Source organism: Clostridium sp. JS66, assembly GCF_033561535.1.
GTDB classification, from domain to species: Bacteria; Bacillota; Clostridia; order Clostridiales; family Clostridiaceae; genus Clostridium_AM; species Clostridium_AM carboxidivorans.
In genome coordinates this window covers 4,579,353-4,595,532 of sequence record NZ_CP131467.1, presented here as the reverse complement: position 1 = coordinate 4,595,532, position 16,180 = coordinate 4,579,353, and the positions used below count along the sequence as shown (strand labels likewise).

Annotated in this window: 11 protein-coding genes and 1 riboswitch; of the genes, 10 read left to right on the top strand and 1 reads right to left on the bottom strand. The window is 29.5% G+C overall.

The features are described 5' to 3' along the window. Positions 1 to 75 precede the first annotated feature (75 nt). Positions 76 to 186, bottom strand: a riboswitch (TPP riboswitch). 305 nt (positions 187 to 491) lie between these two features. Together Q6H37_RS21275 and Q6H37_RS21270 are read left to right on the top strand one after the other, a co-directional pair. Next, positions 492 to 2,192 carry a methyl-accepting chemotaxis protein gene (locus Q6H37_RS21275; RefSeq protein ID WP_318736355.1) on the top strand — a complete coding sequence of 567 codons (1,701 nt, stop codon included), beginning with the start codon at positions 492 to 494 and terminating at the stop codon, positions 2,190 to 2,192. A gap of 89 nt (positions 2,193 to 2,281) precedes the next feature. After that, the gene (locus Q6H37_RS21270; RefSeq protein WP_318736352.1) at positions 2,282 to 3,448 is read left to right on the top strand and encodes an AI-2E family transporter; all 1,167 of its coding nucleotides are present in this window, start codon (positions 2,282 to 2,284) and stop codon (positions 3,446 to 3,448) included. A gap of 632 nt (positions 3,449 to 4,080) precedes the next feature. On the opposite strand, the gene Q6H37_RS21265 is transcribed toward Q6H37_RS21270, so the two are convergent. Further along, positions 4,081 to 6,081 carry a methyl-accepting chemotaxis protein gene (locus tag Q6H37_RS21265; protein ID WP_318736348.1) on the bottom strand — a complete coding sequence of 667 codons (2,001 nt, stop codon included), beginning with the start codon at positions 6,079 to 6,081 and terminating at the stop codon, positions 4,081 to 4,083. Between the two features lie 554 nt (positions 6,082 to 6,635). On the opposite strand from Q6H37_RS21265, the gene glf reads away from it, so the two are divergent. The 8 genes from glf (at position 6,636) to Q6H37_RS21225 (ending at position 16,090) form a co-directional block, all read left to right on the top strand. Further along, positions 6,636 to 7,811, top strand: coding sequence for a UDP-galactopyranose mutase (gene glf, locus Q6H37_RS21260; RefSeq protein WP_318736346.1), 1,176 nt, complete (start codon positions 6,636 to 6,638; stop codon positions 7,809 to 7,811). Beyond that, on the top strand, positions 7,811 to 8,830 hold the full coding sequence (locus Q6H37_RS21255) for a glycosyltransferase family A protein (RefSeq protein ID WP_318736344.1): 1,020 nt from the start codon (positions 7,811 to 7,813) through the stop codon (positions 8,828 to 8,830). The genes glf and Q6H37_RS21255 overlap by 1 nt, the downstream gene beginning before the upstream one ends. A gap of 441 nt (positions 8,831 to 9,271) precedes the next feature. Continuing rightward, complete coding sequence (locus Q6H37_RS21250) at positions 9,272 to 9,922, top strand: GntR family transcriptional regulator (protein WP_318736341.1); 651 nt, start codon at positions 9,272 to 9,274, stop codon at positions 9,920 to 9,922. 317 nt (positions 9,923 to 10,239) lie between these two features. Next, positions 10,240 to 11,262: a zinc-binding alcohol dehydrogenase family protein gene (locus tag Q6H37_RS21245; RefSeq protein ID WP_412523880.1), complete on the top strand. Its 1,023-nt coding sequence runs from the start codon at positions 10,240 to 10,242 to the stop codon at positions 11,260 to 11,262. A 57-nt stretch (positions 11,263 to 11,319) separates the two neighbouring features. Next, entirely contained in the window at positions 11,320 to 12,768 is a 1,449-nt protein-coding gene (locus Q6H37_RS21240) for a tagaturonate reductase (protein WP_318736339.1), read from the top strand. Then, complete coding sequence (locus Q6H37_RS21235) at positions 12,768 to 14,252, top strand: altronate dehydratase family protein (RefSeq protein WP_318736336.1); 1,485 nt, start codon at positions 12,768 to 12,770, stop codon at positions 14,250 to 14,252. The genes Q6H37_RS21240 and Q6H37_RS21235 overlap by 1 nt, the downstream gene beginning before the upstream one ends. Before the next feature lie 191 nt (positions 14,253 to 14,443). Then, positions 14,444 to 15,400: a 2-keto-3-deoxygluconate permease gene (locus Q6H37_RS21230; RefSeq protein ID WP_318736333.1), complete on the top strand. Its 957-nt coding sequence runs from the start codon at positions 14,444 to 14,446 to the stop codon at positions 15,398 to 15,400. A 51-nt stretch (positions 15,401 to 15,451) separates the two neighbouring features. Further along, positions 15,452 to 16,090: a bifunctional 2-keto-4-hydroxyglutarate aldolase/2-keto-3-deoxy-6-phosphogluconate aldolase gene (locus Q6H37_RS21225; RefSeq protein ID WP_318736331.1), complete on the top strand. Its 639-nt coding sequence runs from the start codon at positions 15,452 to 15,454 to the stop codon at positions 16,088 to 16,090. The last annotated feature ends 90 nt before the right edge of the window (positions 16,091 to 16,180 follow it).

The following is a 16,180-nucleotide window of genomic DNA, read 5'->3' as shown; positions in this document are numbered from 1 at the left end:
TATTTGAAATGCAATGTAATTTATTGCTTAAAATTAAAAAGGTACAAACCAACAAGAGGTTTGTACCTATAATCCTTAATTATATAAAGCCTCTTCCTACGCTGGTATTATCCAGATCAGGTTATAGGGTCTAAAAATTAATATTTTTACTCTCAGCTGGTAACACCAGCCCCCCTGGGATTTCTATTATTTAATTTTGTATTTACAAGTTTATGTTACTACAATATACTAATGTCGTCAATAGAGTTAAAGTATGTTAACTAAATATTTATTAACATTTATGTCAATAATATCAATTAACTGAATAATTTCCAAAATAGTTATTGATTAATTATAGCTAGTATAATTAAAAAATATTGCAATAGATACTGCAAATTTTTAAGTTAATTGCAAGTTTTAGAAAATTTACAAAGGATTTTATATCTTTATGACGAATATAGACAATAGAAACTCATGTTTAATATGTAAAATAGTAAATGGGGGGCATAATTATGAACAGAATAATAAAGTTTAAGTTTAAAGGAAAGATAATTTCCGTTATTACTTTAATGTTACTATTCTTAGCTTCGGCAATTTTATCTATTGTATATTATAAAATTAATGGCATTGTTGAAGAAAATGTAACCAATCAGCTTAAAATTAGTAACAATAGCGGTTATAGAATTTTAAATGAAAAATATCAAGGGGATTGGAAAATAGAAGGGGAGAACCTTCTTAAAGGTAAAAAGATATTAAATGAAGATACTGAACTGGTAGATAATATAAAAACTGATACTAATTCTATATGTACTATATTTTTAAATGATACAAGGGTTTCAACTAATGTTATGATGGATGGAAAAAGAGCTGTAGGAACTAAAATGTCTGACAAAGTTGCTGATGTAGTTTTAAAACAAGGAAAAGCATATGAGGGTGAGGCAGTTGTAGTAGGAAGTGTATATCAAACAAGATATACACCAATTAAAGATTCCAGTGGCAAAGTTGTAGGTGCTTTCTTTGTTGGAGTGGAAAAGGAAAATATAGTTTCCAAGGTAAGAAATATTATGATAATAATTGTATTAGTATCTTTAGGTGCTATAGCTTTAGGTATTGTTCTTGCCACTATTATGGTAAAACGCATATCTAAAAACATTAATAAAATACAAGAATTTCTACAAAATATTTCAAATGGTGACTTGAAAAGTACTTGTGAGATAAATTCAAATGATGAAACTAAAGAAATTGCACAGCATTTAAACAACACTACAGAAACTTTCAAGAAAATGATAGAAAATGTAATGGAGGAATCAGAAAATATTAAACATGTAGTTGATGATGTTTCTGTAAAGGTTGATGGATTGAATTCAAATATAGAAGCTGTGTCAGAAGATACAGAGGAGTTATCTGCAGGTATGGAGCAAACGGCAGCATCATCACAAGAAATGAATACTACTGCGCAAGAGATTGAAAAATCAGTAGAATCTATAGCAAAGAATTCTCAAAATGCTGTAAATGAAGTTTTGGAGATTAGTAAAAGGGCAGTTTATACAAAAGAAAGTGTAAATGATGCACAGAGAAAGGCTTCTGATATTTTCTTCAAAACAAAGGAAGAACTTGAAAAAGCTATTGAAAATTCAAAAATTGTAGATCAAATAAATGTTTTATCCGAATCTATAATACAAATAACTTCTCAAACCAATATGCTTGCATTAAATGCAGCTATAGAAGCTGCTGGTGCAGGAGAGGCAGGAAGAGGGTTTTCAATAGTAGCTGAGGAAATTAGAAAGCTTGCAGAGCAGTCAAAGAATACAGTTATGCAGATACAAAGTGTTACAGGAAAAGTTACAGCATCAGTTAATGAGCTTTCAAGTAGTTCAAATAAGTTACTTGATTTTGTATCTAATGATGTGCAAAATGACTATAAAACATTGCTTGATGTTGCGGACAAGTATAGCGAAGATGCAAAATTTGTGGATAAGCTTATTAAAAATTTTAATTCTACTTCAGAAGAATTATTGATTAGGATAAAAGATGTATTAAAATCTATTGATGGAATGGCCAAATTATCAGGTGAAGGAGTTAATGCAACTACTGACATTGCACAAAAAGTAATGGACGTAACTTTAAAATCCAATGATATTTTTCAGTTGACAAAGAAATCCAAAAATAGTTCTGAAAAATTAAAAGAACAAATTTCAAAATTTAAGATTTAAACTTTAATAATTGCGTAAAGTCCATTATTATTGCAAAGTAATTATATAGAAAAAATAAAAAATAACTTGATTAAAGTAGAGAGGCGAAGATGAAAATAGATAAAAAGTTATTACAATATTGTGTATATGCCGCGGCAACAGTGATTTTTGTTTATGCGGTTATAATGTTTTTTAATAATGTAGGAGGTATATTATCCTTACTCAATAACACATTAAATAAAATTATTGGTGTTTTAAAACCATTTTTTATTGCATTAGTAATTGTGTACCTGTTGAAACCAGGTGTAAAAAGTGTTGAAAATTTTTTAGAAAAGAAAAAAATATTGAAAAAACCATCTAGTAGAAGAGCAATTGGAATTTTAGTAATATATGCGTTAGTAACAGGGATTTTTGTAGCTGTTATTAGTGGAATATATATTATGGTTGGAGGAAAAGTTTCTAGTAATGTGACTATATCCAATATGGGAATGTTTCTTACTGATTATTTAAAGAATTCTACATTGTCTGTTACTTCTATAAATGAAAAACTAGCAAGTTTAAATATATCAATACCAGGTAATTTAAATGATAAAATTGCTGAAATAGTAAGTTCTATACAGTCATATTTTTCTGCCAGTATAGGTTCAATAACAAATTCTGTTGTGTCCATAGGTGGAAATATAGCTTCATTTTTTATAGCCGTGGTGTTGAGTATCTATCTAATACAGGATTTTGAATATTTTATGGATTTATGGAATAAGATTTTTGATCTTATATTTGGAAAAAGTAAGGTAGGCAATAAATTAAAAGAAATATTAAATATTGTAGATGATACATTTTATAGATATATAAGAGGACAGCTATTGGAAGCTGGTATTGTAGGAGTTCTATCAGCTATAGTATTGTATTTTATTAAAATAGACTATGCATTAATGATAGGAATTATTGCAGGTATTTGTAATATGATACCATATATTGGACCTGTTGTTGGAACTGTTTTAGCAGTAATTATGGCATTATTAAGTGGAGAGCCTATTACAGCATTATGGGCGATTATTGGAATGCTTGTAGTCCAACAAGTGGACAATAATTTATTAGCACCTAAAATAGTAGGGGATAGTGTTGGACTTCATCCGGTATTTACCATGGTTGCAATTCTTGTAGGTGGAAATGTAGGTGGGCTTATAGGAATGCTTATAGCTGTACCAGCAGCGGCTTCTTTGAAAAGATTAATTAGTAAGTGGTATGCTTATCATATGAGGCAAGTAACTGAGTGATTAGGAAAAGTTACTTCTTAGTGCCATTACCTGTACACATAATACTTATTATCTAGTTTAACAATATATTATGGTATAGCCTAATTTATTGAGGCTTTTCTTAAGGCTATAGGACCATATATGTAGAGGCTAAATGTTGATAGTTAATATATCTACCTTGAAATTTAACTACATTTTCATGTCACCATGTGTAAGCAATTGCTTTTTAAACTAAATATATTAGTGCAATAGCATATTCAGCATTAATTTTTGAGCGTTATAAGTTATTGGTACAAATATGCTTTTGCTTACTAAAAGTATCTATAACAATGCAATTAGATGTGTACATTTGAAGTTACTAGTTTGAACTTTAACTTTTATGCAGTGATATATGATAAGGATGTCCTCACATTAGCTAAATTGTTTTAGTATTATTCTTAGTTCAAAATTTTTGAAAGCCTTAGAACTTTAGTCCTGTCTGAGGAAACCGAGTTTGACAAAGTTCTTAGGTTTTCAAAAATTTCGAGCTTTAGAATAATTAAAACATTTAGCCGTGATGACACCCTTATCATATATCACGAAGTAAAAGTTAAAATCCAAACTTCCACTGTACCTTTACGTCACAATATGCTCATATTTAGCTAAAAATTAAGTTAGTTAACTTTAAACTTAGTTATTTGTGTTTCTAACTGTTTTGCTAACATTTGAAGCTCGTTTGAATGCTGTGTAAAATCTTCCATAGTAGCAGTTATTTCTTCTGTAGAAGCAGTAACTTCTTGTGAAGCAGAAGCTGTTTGCTCAGATATAGATGAAATATTTTCAATTTCAGCTACTGTAGATTGCTTTTTATCATTTATATCAACGATAGACATCTTTACTTCATCAACTTTAGTAATCATCGTTTCAATGGATTTTAAAATATTATTAAATATTTCTTCAGTCTTATTTACTGCTAAATACTGATCGTTTACTGCAGCTTCTGTTGAATTAATAGCACTTACTGCTGTTTCTGATTTCTTCTGTATAGCAGCTATAATTTCCTTTATTTTTTCTGTGGAGCTTTGCGATTGTTCAGCAAGAGTTCTTATTTCTTCTGCTACCACAGCAAATCCTTTACCAGCTTCGCCAGCACGTGCGGATTCTATACTTGCATTTAATGATAAAAGATTAGTTTGTGATGTTATATCAGATATTGTTTCAGATATAAGACTTATCTGCTTAGCACTTTCATTCATAGCACGAATTACATGATTTACTGATTTAGTAGCTATTTTAGCTTTATCTGATTTTTCTATTAAAGTATCTATCAGAGAAAGTCCTTTTGAGCCTAATTCTTTAGTATCTTTTGAAATTTTATCCATTTCTTTAGAACTAACATTAATTTTGTCTAGTCTAGCGGATAAGTCTTCCATTTCCGAAGCACCTTTTTGAGCATTTTGTGCTTGTTCTGTTGCACCTAAAGAAACTTCTTCTATTGCTTTTGAAACTTCAGTTATGGAAGCTGTTACTTCCTCGGATATATTAGCAAGGATTGTGGATGTATCTAATACAGTTTCGGAGGAACTTGTTACATTATTTATAAGCTCTGATATATTTTTCATCATTAAATTGAATGATTCAGCTAAATCCTTGAATTCATCTTTCGTTGTAGAGGTTATGGATACTGTCAAATCTCCATTTGAAGCCTTAGCGAACACATCTTTTAACCTTTTAATGTTATTAGAAATTCCCTTACTTAATAATAAGGATAGACCCACTGCAAGTAATGCCATTACTAATATTATTAAAGAAGTTATTTGTAATATGGCCATTGTGTCGCTAGAAAGTTCAGTTTCATTTAAGCAAGCTACTAACTTCCAGCCTGTTAATTCATTTGTTTTATATACTCCAAATTTTTTAGAACCATTATATGTATAATTTATAAAACCGCTATTTTCTGATTTTACTTTATCCCAAAAGGATAAATTGGTAGCTTCCTTTGTGCCAATAAGTTCTTTTGTAGGGTGAGCTAAAACAGTACCTGATGTATCAGCAATAAACATATATCCTGTAGTACCTATTTTTTGTGAGGATATTTTTTGTGAAAGTGTAATTAATGAACAATCCATTCCAATAACTCCAACTACTTGTCCGTTTTTTTCTACTGTTTTTGCAAGTGTAACAACACTATTTCCAGTAGCAGCATCCTTGTAAGGGGGAGTTATTATAACTTTTCCTTTATTGTCTAAAGCTTGTTTATACCAGTCCCTTTTTGTTGCATCGTATCCATCAGGCATTTTCACATTGGGATATATTGTAAATTTGCCAGAGGAAGTTCCATAATATACTCCAAGTATATCTTTATCACTTTCCTTTACACCTTTTAATATTTCTGATACAATTCCAGTATTATTGTCTGTATCAACATTTACAATGCCTGGATTACTTGCAGTAAGAGAAACTATATCTGAAAATCCATTAAAGTAATTAGTAAGACCATTTTCTATTTCTAAAAGTGATTGAGAACTAGTAAGAGATAATTTTTTGTTAAGTATTGATTTCGATTCCATATAAGAAACGGATCCAGATATGATTAAGGGAATTAAACAAATTGATATTAAACTAATAACTAATTTGGTGCGAATACTATTTAGCTTGAAATTTTTAAAGTTCATTTTATCTGCTCCTTTTTTATTATAGTTTTGTTCTACTTTTAATACAGAAAAGTAATTATTAGTTAATATAGATAATTTTGACTAACTTCTGAGTAAAGAAAATTTGAATGTTTTTTAAAATTCACTTAATTTTGAATTTAATCACTTGTTTTGAAATTATCTAATATATAATATAATAAATTACATATTGACAAAAATCAACATATTTTAATTATTTTTTTGAATTAAAATAAAAAATAGATAGTATAAATAATACAAATAGAAATATTTATAAAAAGAATAATGTTTATAACAAATTAATGTCGAAAAAATCAACAATTTTAATAAGAATAGAAACTAAAATAGTATTTCTTTTATCAAAAGTTTATAATGGGTATTTTGTTACATTTTTATTACATTTGTTAAACATGTTGGATACATTATTGACAATGATATAAACAAAGATTATCATAAAAAATAAGTGACATTTTATATAATAATTATTTATGATAAAATAAAGTGTATGACTTTTTATATAAGACATAATATCCGATGAATGGAGGAAATATTAACTAATGAATAACACATATGATTGTTTGGTAGTAGGTTGTGGATTTGCGGGTGCAGTGATATCTCGTGAATTAGCAGAACGGGCAGGCAAGAAGGTATTAATTATAGAAAAACGTAGCCATATAGGGGGTAACACTTATGACTTTTTTAATGAGGATGAAATATTAGTTCATAAATATGGACCTCATATATTTCATACTAATAATAAAAGAGTATATGACTATGTTTCACGATTTACAGAGTGGAGAGATTATTCACATGAGGTTTTAGCAAATCTTCATGGAAAATTAATACCAGTACCATTTAATCTGAATTCTCTTAATATGACCTTCAATACTGAAAAAGCAGAAATGTTGAAAAAAAAGCTTGTTTCTGTTTATGGTATGGGTACAAGATTAACTATTGCACAGCTTCGCAGTGAGACAGATCCTGATCTTCAGGAATTAGCTGATTTTGTTTATAATAATGTGTTTTTGTATTATACTCAAAAGCAGTGGGGAGTTACTCCTGAGAATATAGATCCATCTGTTATAGCTAGAGTTCCTGTACTAATTTCACAAGATAATAGATATTTTCAGGATGCATATCAAGGAATGCCATCTGATGGATATACTTCTCTTTTTGAGAAGCTGTTGGACAATCCTAATATACATTTAAGGGTTAACACAGATGCAAATGAACTTTTTGAAATAAATGAAAGTAATATGTTTTTTAGGGGTAAACCATTTAATGGAACTATAATATATACTGGTGCTCTAGACGAGTTCTTTAATTGTAAGTTTGGACGATTACCTTATCGAACCTTAGATTTCTTGTTTGAAACACATGATATGACTTGGTACCAACCAAAGGGAACGGTAAACTATACTGTGGATGAGCCATTTACAAGAATTACTGAGTTTAAGCATTTAACAGGTCAGAATATTTGCGGAAAAACTACTATTATGAAAGAATATCCAAAGGCATATACAGGAACTGAAGATGAAATACCTTATTATGCTATCCTAAATGAGGAGAATTTAGGGCTTTACAAAAAATATGAACAACTTACTGAGAACTTTTCTAACTTTTATTTACTTGGTAGATTAGCAGAATATAAATATTATAATATGGATGCAATAATTGAAAGAGCATTAATTTTAGCTGATAAAATTATTTCTGACGAGAAAGGAAACGATTAATGAAGATAATAACATTTACAGTTCCATGTTACAATTCAGAGGCCTATATGGAGCATTGCATAGAAACTCTACTTCCAGGGGGAGAAGACGTAGAAATAATACTTGTTGATGATGGTTCTTCCGATGGAACTGCTAGAATTGCCGATAACTATGCTGCAAAGTATCCTAGTATAATTAAAGCAATACATCAGGAAAATGGAGGCCATGGAGAAGCTGTAAACACTGGTATAAAAAATGCTTCTGGTCTATATTTTAAGGTGGTAGATTCTGATGATTGGCTGGATGTGCCTGGAATGTTGAAGGTAATATCTGTGCTTAAAGAGCTTCATGAACAGGGAAAAGAACTGGATATGATGATGTGCAATTATGTTTATGAGCATACGGCAGATAATACCAGTCATGTGGTAAGATATAAAAATGTTATGCCAGAAAATAGGGTATTTGGATGGAGTGATGTTGGTAAATTTAAGATGTCGCAGTATATTCTTATGCATTCTGTAATTTATAATACAGAGCTTTTACATGAATGCGGACTTGTACTACCAAAGCATACATTTTATGTGGACAATCTATTTGTTTATCAGCCACTGCCATATGTTAAAACTATTTATTATATGAATATTGATTTATATAGATACTTTATTGGAAGAGAAGATCAATCTGTCAATGAGAAAATTATGATAAAGAGAATAGATCAGCAAATTCGTGTGACTAAGCTAATGATTGACTTCTATTGTACTATTGGCAGAATACCTAATAAACGTCTGGATGACTATATGAAAAACTATCTTTCTATGATGATGACTATTTCGTCAGTACTTCTTGTGGTGTCTGGAACTGAAGAGAACCTTCAAAAGAAAAAGGAACTATGGCTATATTTAAAGAACGTAGATGAAAAGGTATATTTGCGTATGAGATATCGTCTTTTTGGTATAGTATCTAATCTTTGGGGTAATCTTGGAAGAAAAATAACTAGGTATGCATATTATTTAACTAGTAGGAAGTATAAATTTAATTAGAAATTAATGCATTTTATTATTTTATGAAGAATTTTATAAAATATAATAATAAGAGAGATGTTTAATTTTTGACTAATTCTATTAATAAGAAGAAGTAAACTGTAAGATAGAAACAGAAAAAAAGCTGTACTGTCCTACAGTTTACTTCTTTTTGTTTAAAAATTTATATACATTTATTAATATGGAAATGAAAGATTGGGTGAAGTTACAACTATAAAAAAATTGGTAAAAAAATTAGCGAAAAAAGTTGACGTTTTCAATAAAAGGTAATATACTTAATATATCAGAGATATATCAGAGATATATCTTATGTGTAAAGGTTTATATTTTAGATGAAGTTCAAGTATTTTTATATTTATGAGTAGTATTTATAGCAAATTGTACGTAAATAATTTATACTTTGAAGTAAAACAGGTTGTAATAAATTTGGAGGAATGAAGAATGTCAAGCAGTAAAAAGCAAGAATTAACTCTTAAATATAAAGCTTACGAATTTATAAAAGAGAAAATAATTAATTGCGAAATGAAACCAGGATCAGACATTTCAGAGGATGATCTTATGGAACAATTGAAAACTAGCCGTACACCTATTCGAGAAGCTTTAATGAAGCTTGAACAGGAAGGGCTGGTGGATATTTTTCCACGAAAAGGAATATTTGTAGCCCAAATTACATTCAAAGATATTCATGATATTTTTGAAATACGTCAGATTATAGAAATTCAGATGGCGAAAGTAATTTGTGATAACATTCCAACAGAAAGATTATTGTATTTTAAAGAAAAGTTTGAACAAATGGATGAAGGAGGAAATTACATTACAGATAGGGATTTTTTTCATTTAGACTTAGAGTTTCACAAGACTATTGTAGAAACAACAGGAAATAATTATCTAATTGAATTTATGAATAAAATCTATGATAAGGATTATCGAATTAGAGTTCTTACTACAAGATTTAAAGAAGAGAGAAAACGAAATAAAATGGAACACTTAAATATCATAAACAGTATATTAGATAAAGATAAAGATAAAATTGAAAAATACTTAATGCAGCACATTGAAAATTCAAAACATGCAGCATTAAAAATTATTTGACATCAGGTTGTTGATTAAAATTACATAAAAAACCATCGCTTTGTAGTATGCGTTCGCCAAAACACAAAAAAATATAACAAAGGATGGCCTAAAATAATTATAACACTAAATAGATGAGATTAAAAGAATTATTGTAAATTTTTTAACAATGTATTTAATGAATTTTATGTAAATGATTTCAAATATATTGCTACAGTGATAAGTATTTTCATCAAATAATAAATGGTTATATGCTTTTTAGGCTAGGTTATTTAATGTCAATTATTCAGCAGCTTTAGATATTAATTTATATTATTTAAAGAAAGGATATGTGTATTATGAAAGAAATGAAAGTAGTTGAGGTTAGTAAAGCAGGAGAAATAGAAATTACTAAAAAACCTATTCCTTCTATAAAGAAAGGAGAAGCTCTTTTAAAAATAAAATATTGTGGGATATGTGGATCAGATGTAGCAACTTTCACAGGTAATCAACCTTTTGCAAGTTATCCAAGAGTTCCAGGGCATGAATTTAGTGCTGAAATTGTAGAAATTGATGAGAATACATATGGATTAAAGAAAGGTATGATTGTGACAGCTAACCCTTACTTTAATTGCGGTCATTGTTATTCTTGTGAAAGAGGAAAGGTAAATTGTTGTGAATCCAATGAAACTATGGGAGTACAAAGAGATGGTTCTTTCCAAGAATATGTTGCTATGCCTATAGAGAAAATATATGATGGAAAAGGACTTTCAGCAAAAACATTAGCATTAGTTGAACCATTTTCAATAGGTTACCATGCTATAAACCGTGGTAATGTACAAAAAGGTGATAATGTATTAGTTATAGGATCAGGAGCTATTGGAATGTTTGCAATGCTTTCTGCAAAACAAAGAGGAGCAAAAGTTTATGTAACAGATATGCTTGAAGGAAGATTAAAGAAAGCGTTAGAAATGGGAGCAGATGGTGTAATTAATTCAAAAACAGAAGATTTGGATAAAAGAGTAAAGGAAATTACTAATTCTAAAGGAATGGATGTTTGTGTTGAGGCCGTTGGAAGAGCAGAGACTTTCCTTAAATGTATAGATTTAGCCGCTTTTGGTTCAAAAATTATACTAATTGGAAATGGAAAAACAGAAACTACATTTAATCAATCTATATTGTTAAAAAAAGAACTAGATGTATATGGTTCAAGAAATAGTTTAAATGATTTTGTTCCTTTAATAGATCTAATTTCATCAGGAAAGGTTAAAGTTGATGATATGGTAACTAACGAATTTACATTTGACAATTCTATAGATGCATTTAAAACTTTAACACACAACGATGGTTCACACTTAAAAGTTATGGTTAAGTTTGACTAACAGAATTAGGTAGACAAGTTTATAACTTTTATATTTTATTAAGAGAGGAAGATTAACGTGAGACTTAATAAGAGTGTACATCCAATTGTAAAATATCCAGAAAGAATTATTCAATTTGGAGAAGGTGTGTTTTTAAGATCTTTTGTAGATTGGATGATAGATAAATTAAATAAAGAAGCTAACTTTGAATCAAGTGTTGTAATTGTACAGCCAAGAGGTAAGGGAAAAGTAAAAGTAAAAACAATTAATGAGCAAGATGGATTATATACTGTTTATTTAAATGGAATTAAAGAAGGAAAAGCAGTAAGCGAACATACAGTTATAGAAAGTGTAAGTAGAGGAATTAATCCATATGAGAATTATGATGAATATCTGAGTATTGCCAGAGGTGAAGAATTACGTTTTGTAGTTTCTAATACTACAGAAGCTGGAATTTTCTTTGATGAGAATGATACTTTAACAGAAGTACCAAATAGCTATCCTGGTAAGTTAACAGCTCTTTTATATGAAAGATATAAATTCTTTAATGGTGATAAGAAAAAAGGACTTATACTTTTACCATGTGAGCTCATAGAAAAAAATGGACAAAAGCTTCGTGAAATTATTCTTCAATATGCTAAGCTTTGGAATTTAGAAGATGGCTTTAAAAATTGGATAATGGAGGATAACATATTCTGTGATACTTTGGTAGATAGGATAGTTCCAGGATGTCCTAAAGATAAAATGGAACAAATAACTAAAGAATTAGGATATGAAGATTCTTTAGTAGTAGAAGCTGAACAATTCCACTTATGGGTAATACAAGCGCCTGAAAAGGTAAAAGAAGAATTACCATTGGATAAGTGTGGATTAAATGTAGCATTTACAAAGGATTTAACACCATATAGAGAGAGAAAAGTTAGAATATTGAATGGAGCTCATACAAGTATGGTACCTGTATCCTTAATTTATGGATTTGAAACAGTAAGAGAAACTGTAGAAGATGATGTAATGGGTAAGTTTGTAATGGAAACTGTTTTTGATGAAATTATTCCAACATTAAATTTGCCAGAAGAAGAGTTAAAAGAATTTGCTAATGATGTACTAGATCGTTTTAAAAATCCATTTATGAAGCATTATTTAATGAGTATTGCATTAAATTCAAATTCTAAATATGAAACTCGTGTTTTACCTTCTTTGTTGGAGTATAATAAAAGATTTAATAAATTACCTAAAAAATTAGTATTTTCTTTAGCTGCTCTTATATGTCTATACAAAGGTGAAATTAACGGAAATAAAATTCAGCTTTCAGACAATGAAGATGTATTAACAATGTATGATAAACTTTGGAAGCAATATGATGGCACAGATAGTAATATAAAAATCATAGTTAAAGAAGTTCTAGCAAACAAAAGTATATGGAAAATGAATTTAAATGATGTAGAAGGACTTTCTGAAAAGGTTAGTTATTATTTAATTCAAATACAGAAATTAGGCATGAAAGAAGCTTTAAAAGAGGTAATGTAATGAAGGATTTCATTAGAATCAATGAAGAAGATAATGTTGTAGTTCTTTTAAAAGACTTAAAAAAATCCTATGTTTTAAAAATTGATGAAAGAAAAATTGTTCTAAAGGAAGATGTGAATAGAGGTCATAAAGTAGCTATCAAAAATATAAATAAAGATGAAAATGTAGTCAAATATGGTTATAACATAGGACATGCTATAAAAGATATCGTTGAAGGAGAATGGGTACACACTCATAATATAAAAACTAATTTGGAGGGCATTTTAGATTATAAATATTCTCCAATTAGTAATAGTTTGAATTCATTAAAAAAAGAGTTTACCTTCAGTGGATATAAGAGAAAAGATGGAAATGTGGGAATTCGTAATGAATTGTGGATTATTCCTACTGTAGGTTGTGTCAATGGAATAGGTGACAAAATAATTAAAGAATTTATTGCAGAAATTAATCCTGAAAATTTGGATGATATTCAAATTTTTAAGCATAATTATGGATGTTCACAATTAGGTGATGATCATTCCAATACTCAAACTATTTTATCTGATATAATAAAGCATCCAAATGCAGGAGGAGTTTTAGTATTAGGATTAGGTTGTGAAAATAATAATATAGAAGTATTTGCTAAAAAGCTTGGTGAATATGATAAAAAAAGAGTGAAATTTTTGCAGGCCCAGGAAGTTATAGATGAAGTTTATGAAGGTGTAAAGCTATTAAAAGAATTATATGCAAATATGCAAAAGGATAAAAGAGAATTAGTATCTATATCCAAACTAAAAATTGGTTTAAAATGTGGTGGAAGCGATGGACTTTCAGGAATTACATCAAATCCACTATTAGGAGCATTTTCAGATTTTCTGATAGCTCAAAGTGGTACCACTGTTTTAACTGAAGTGCCTGAAATGTTTGGTGCTGAAACTATACTTATGAATCGCTGCATAGATGAAAAAATCTTTAAAAAAAATGTAAACTTAATTAATGATTTTAAACAATACTTTTTAAAGTATGATCAACCTATATATGAAAATCCATCTCCAGGCAATAAAAAGGGTGGAATTACTACTCTTGAAGATAAATCATTAGGATGTATACAAAAAGGTGGAACTGCACCTGTAGTTGATGTGTTAAAGTATGGAGAAAGAGCAAAGAGCAGCGGATTAAATTTATTAAGTGCGCCAGGTAATGATTTAGTAGCATCTACAGCTTTGGCAGCTTCAGGGTGTCAAATGGTTCTTTTCACTACAGGACGTGGAACTCCGTTTGGAAGTTTTGTCCCTACTGTAAAAGTTTCCACAAATACTGAGCTTTATACTAGAAAGCCGAAATGGATAGATTTTAATGCTGGAAATTTATTAGAGAAAGAATTAGAAGACCAATTAGAATTATTTGTAGACTATATAATCAGAGTTGCTAGTGGAGAATTGGTAAATAATGAAAAAAATGAATTTAAAGAAATATCTATTTTTAAAACGGGAGTGACTCTATAATTTTAAAACTTAATTATTAAAATGAATTTGCTGGTTATAATTTTTGTGGTATTGTTTATTCATAAAAACAATACCACAAGAAAATAGTACTATAGAAAACGATTAATTTTAAGTGGATATGATATCATCTATTGAAATTGTCTTATAAGTAAATATATCCAATATAATATTATTTATGGAGGAGATTACATATGAAAATTTTACAGAATGTTAGAAAGGTACCTGGTGGAATGATAGTTGTTCCTCTTATCATAGGTGCAATTATAAATACATTTATACCTCAGGTAATCGGTATAGGAGGATTCACAGAAGCGTTAGGAAATAAAGGATTTGCAACTCTCTGTGCAGCCAATATGTTTTGTGTAGGAACAAAACTTACTTTAAGAGGTGCTCCTAAAATATTAAAAAAAGGTTTTTCAATTATGTTTGCAAAGGTTGGTATTGCATCACTAATTGGATTAGCTATTGCAAAATTCTTTAATGGAAGTTTATTAGGATTATCTACATTAGCTGTTTTGGCTGCTATGAATGATACAAATGGTGGTATGTTCCTAGCTTTAACTACTGAAATGGGTACTGAAGAAGATTGTGCAACAACAGTAGTACAAAGTGTTGAAACTGGACCTTTCCTTACTATGTTAGTATTATCAGGTACTGGATTAGCTAAAATTCCATACATGGCTATGGTTGCTGTTTTAGTTCCTATAATTGTTGGAGCAGTACTAGGTAATGTAGATAAAGAAGTACGTGATTTTTGTAGTAAACATCAGGAAGTAATTATTCCATTCTTGGGATTTGCATTAGGTGATGGTATTAACTTGAAAAATTTAGTTCATGCTGGTGGATCAGGACTTTTATTAGGTATCCTTACAGTAGTATTTACTGGAATTGCTTGTATCTTAGCTGATGTATTAACTGGTGGTTCAGGAGTTGCCGGTGCAGCTGCATCAACTACAGCAGGAAATGCTGCTGCTACTCCAGCTGCTGTTGCAATGTCAGATCACAGTTATGCAGCTGTATCACCTGTTGCAACTTTACAAGTAGCTGCTTCTATAATTGTAACATCTATTTTAACGCCTATTTTAACAACATTTATTTACAAACGAAATAAGCGAAAAGAACTAGAACAATCTCATCAAGTATCCTAGAAAAGGAGTTTAATTTGAATTAGAGTTTTAAGTAAGAATAGGAGTGATTTTGTGAAAAGACATGAAGTTGTATCTAAGGTGTTTGAATATGGATTGGTGGCTGTTATTAGAGGAAATAGCTTTGAAGAGGCACTAAATACATCTAAAGCATGTATAGATGGAGGAATAAATTGCATAGAAGTAACTTATACAGTTCCAGATGCAGATAAGGTTATTAAAGAATTGGTCAAAAATCATAAAAATACTCTTATAGGAGCTGGAACTGTTTTGGATGAATGTACTGCACGTTTGGCTATTATGTCAGGAGCACAATTTGTTGTAAGCCCTACTTTTAGTGAAGATGCAGCTAAGATTTGTAATTTATATCAAGTTTCATATATGCCTGGATGTATGACAGTTACTGAAATAAAAAATGCTTTGGAAATGGGTGCTGATATAGTTAAATTGTTTCCAGGAAGTATGTACAAACCTGAATTTATTAAAGCAGTAAAAGCGCCATTACCTCAGGCAAATATTATGCCTACTGGTGGAGTTAATCTTGAAAATATGGATAAATGGTTTGAAAATGGAGCAGTTGCAGTGGGAACAGGTGGAAGTTTAACTGCTGCTGCAAAAAATAAAGATTATGCAGCAGTTACAATGAATGCAAGAAAATATGTTGATAGAGTAAATGAGATAAGAAGTAAATAAAGTAAATTTTAGACTTTAGTTATTTTCGCTGTTTGTGACAAAGCTATTTTATAAGTTGAAATTTAATTTGTATAGTATGAGTTTTAATTG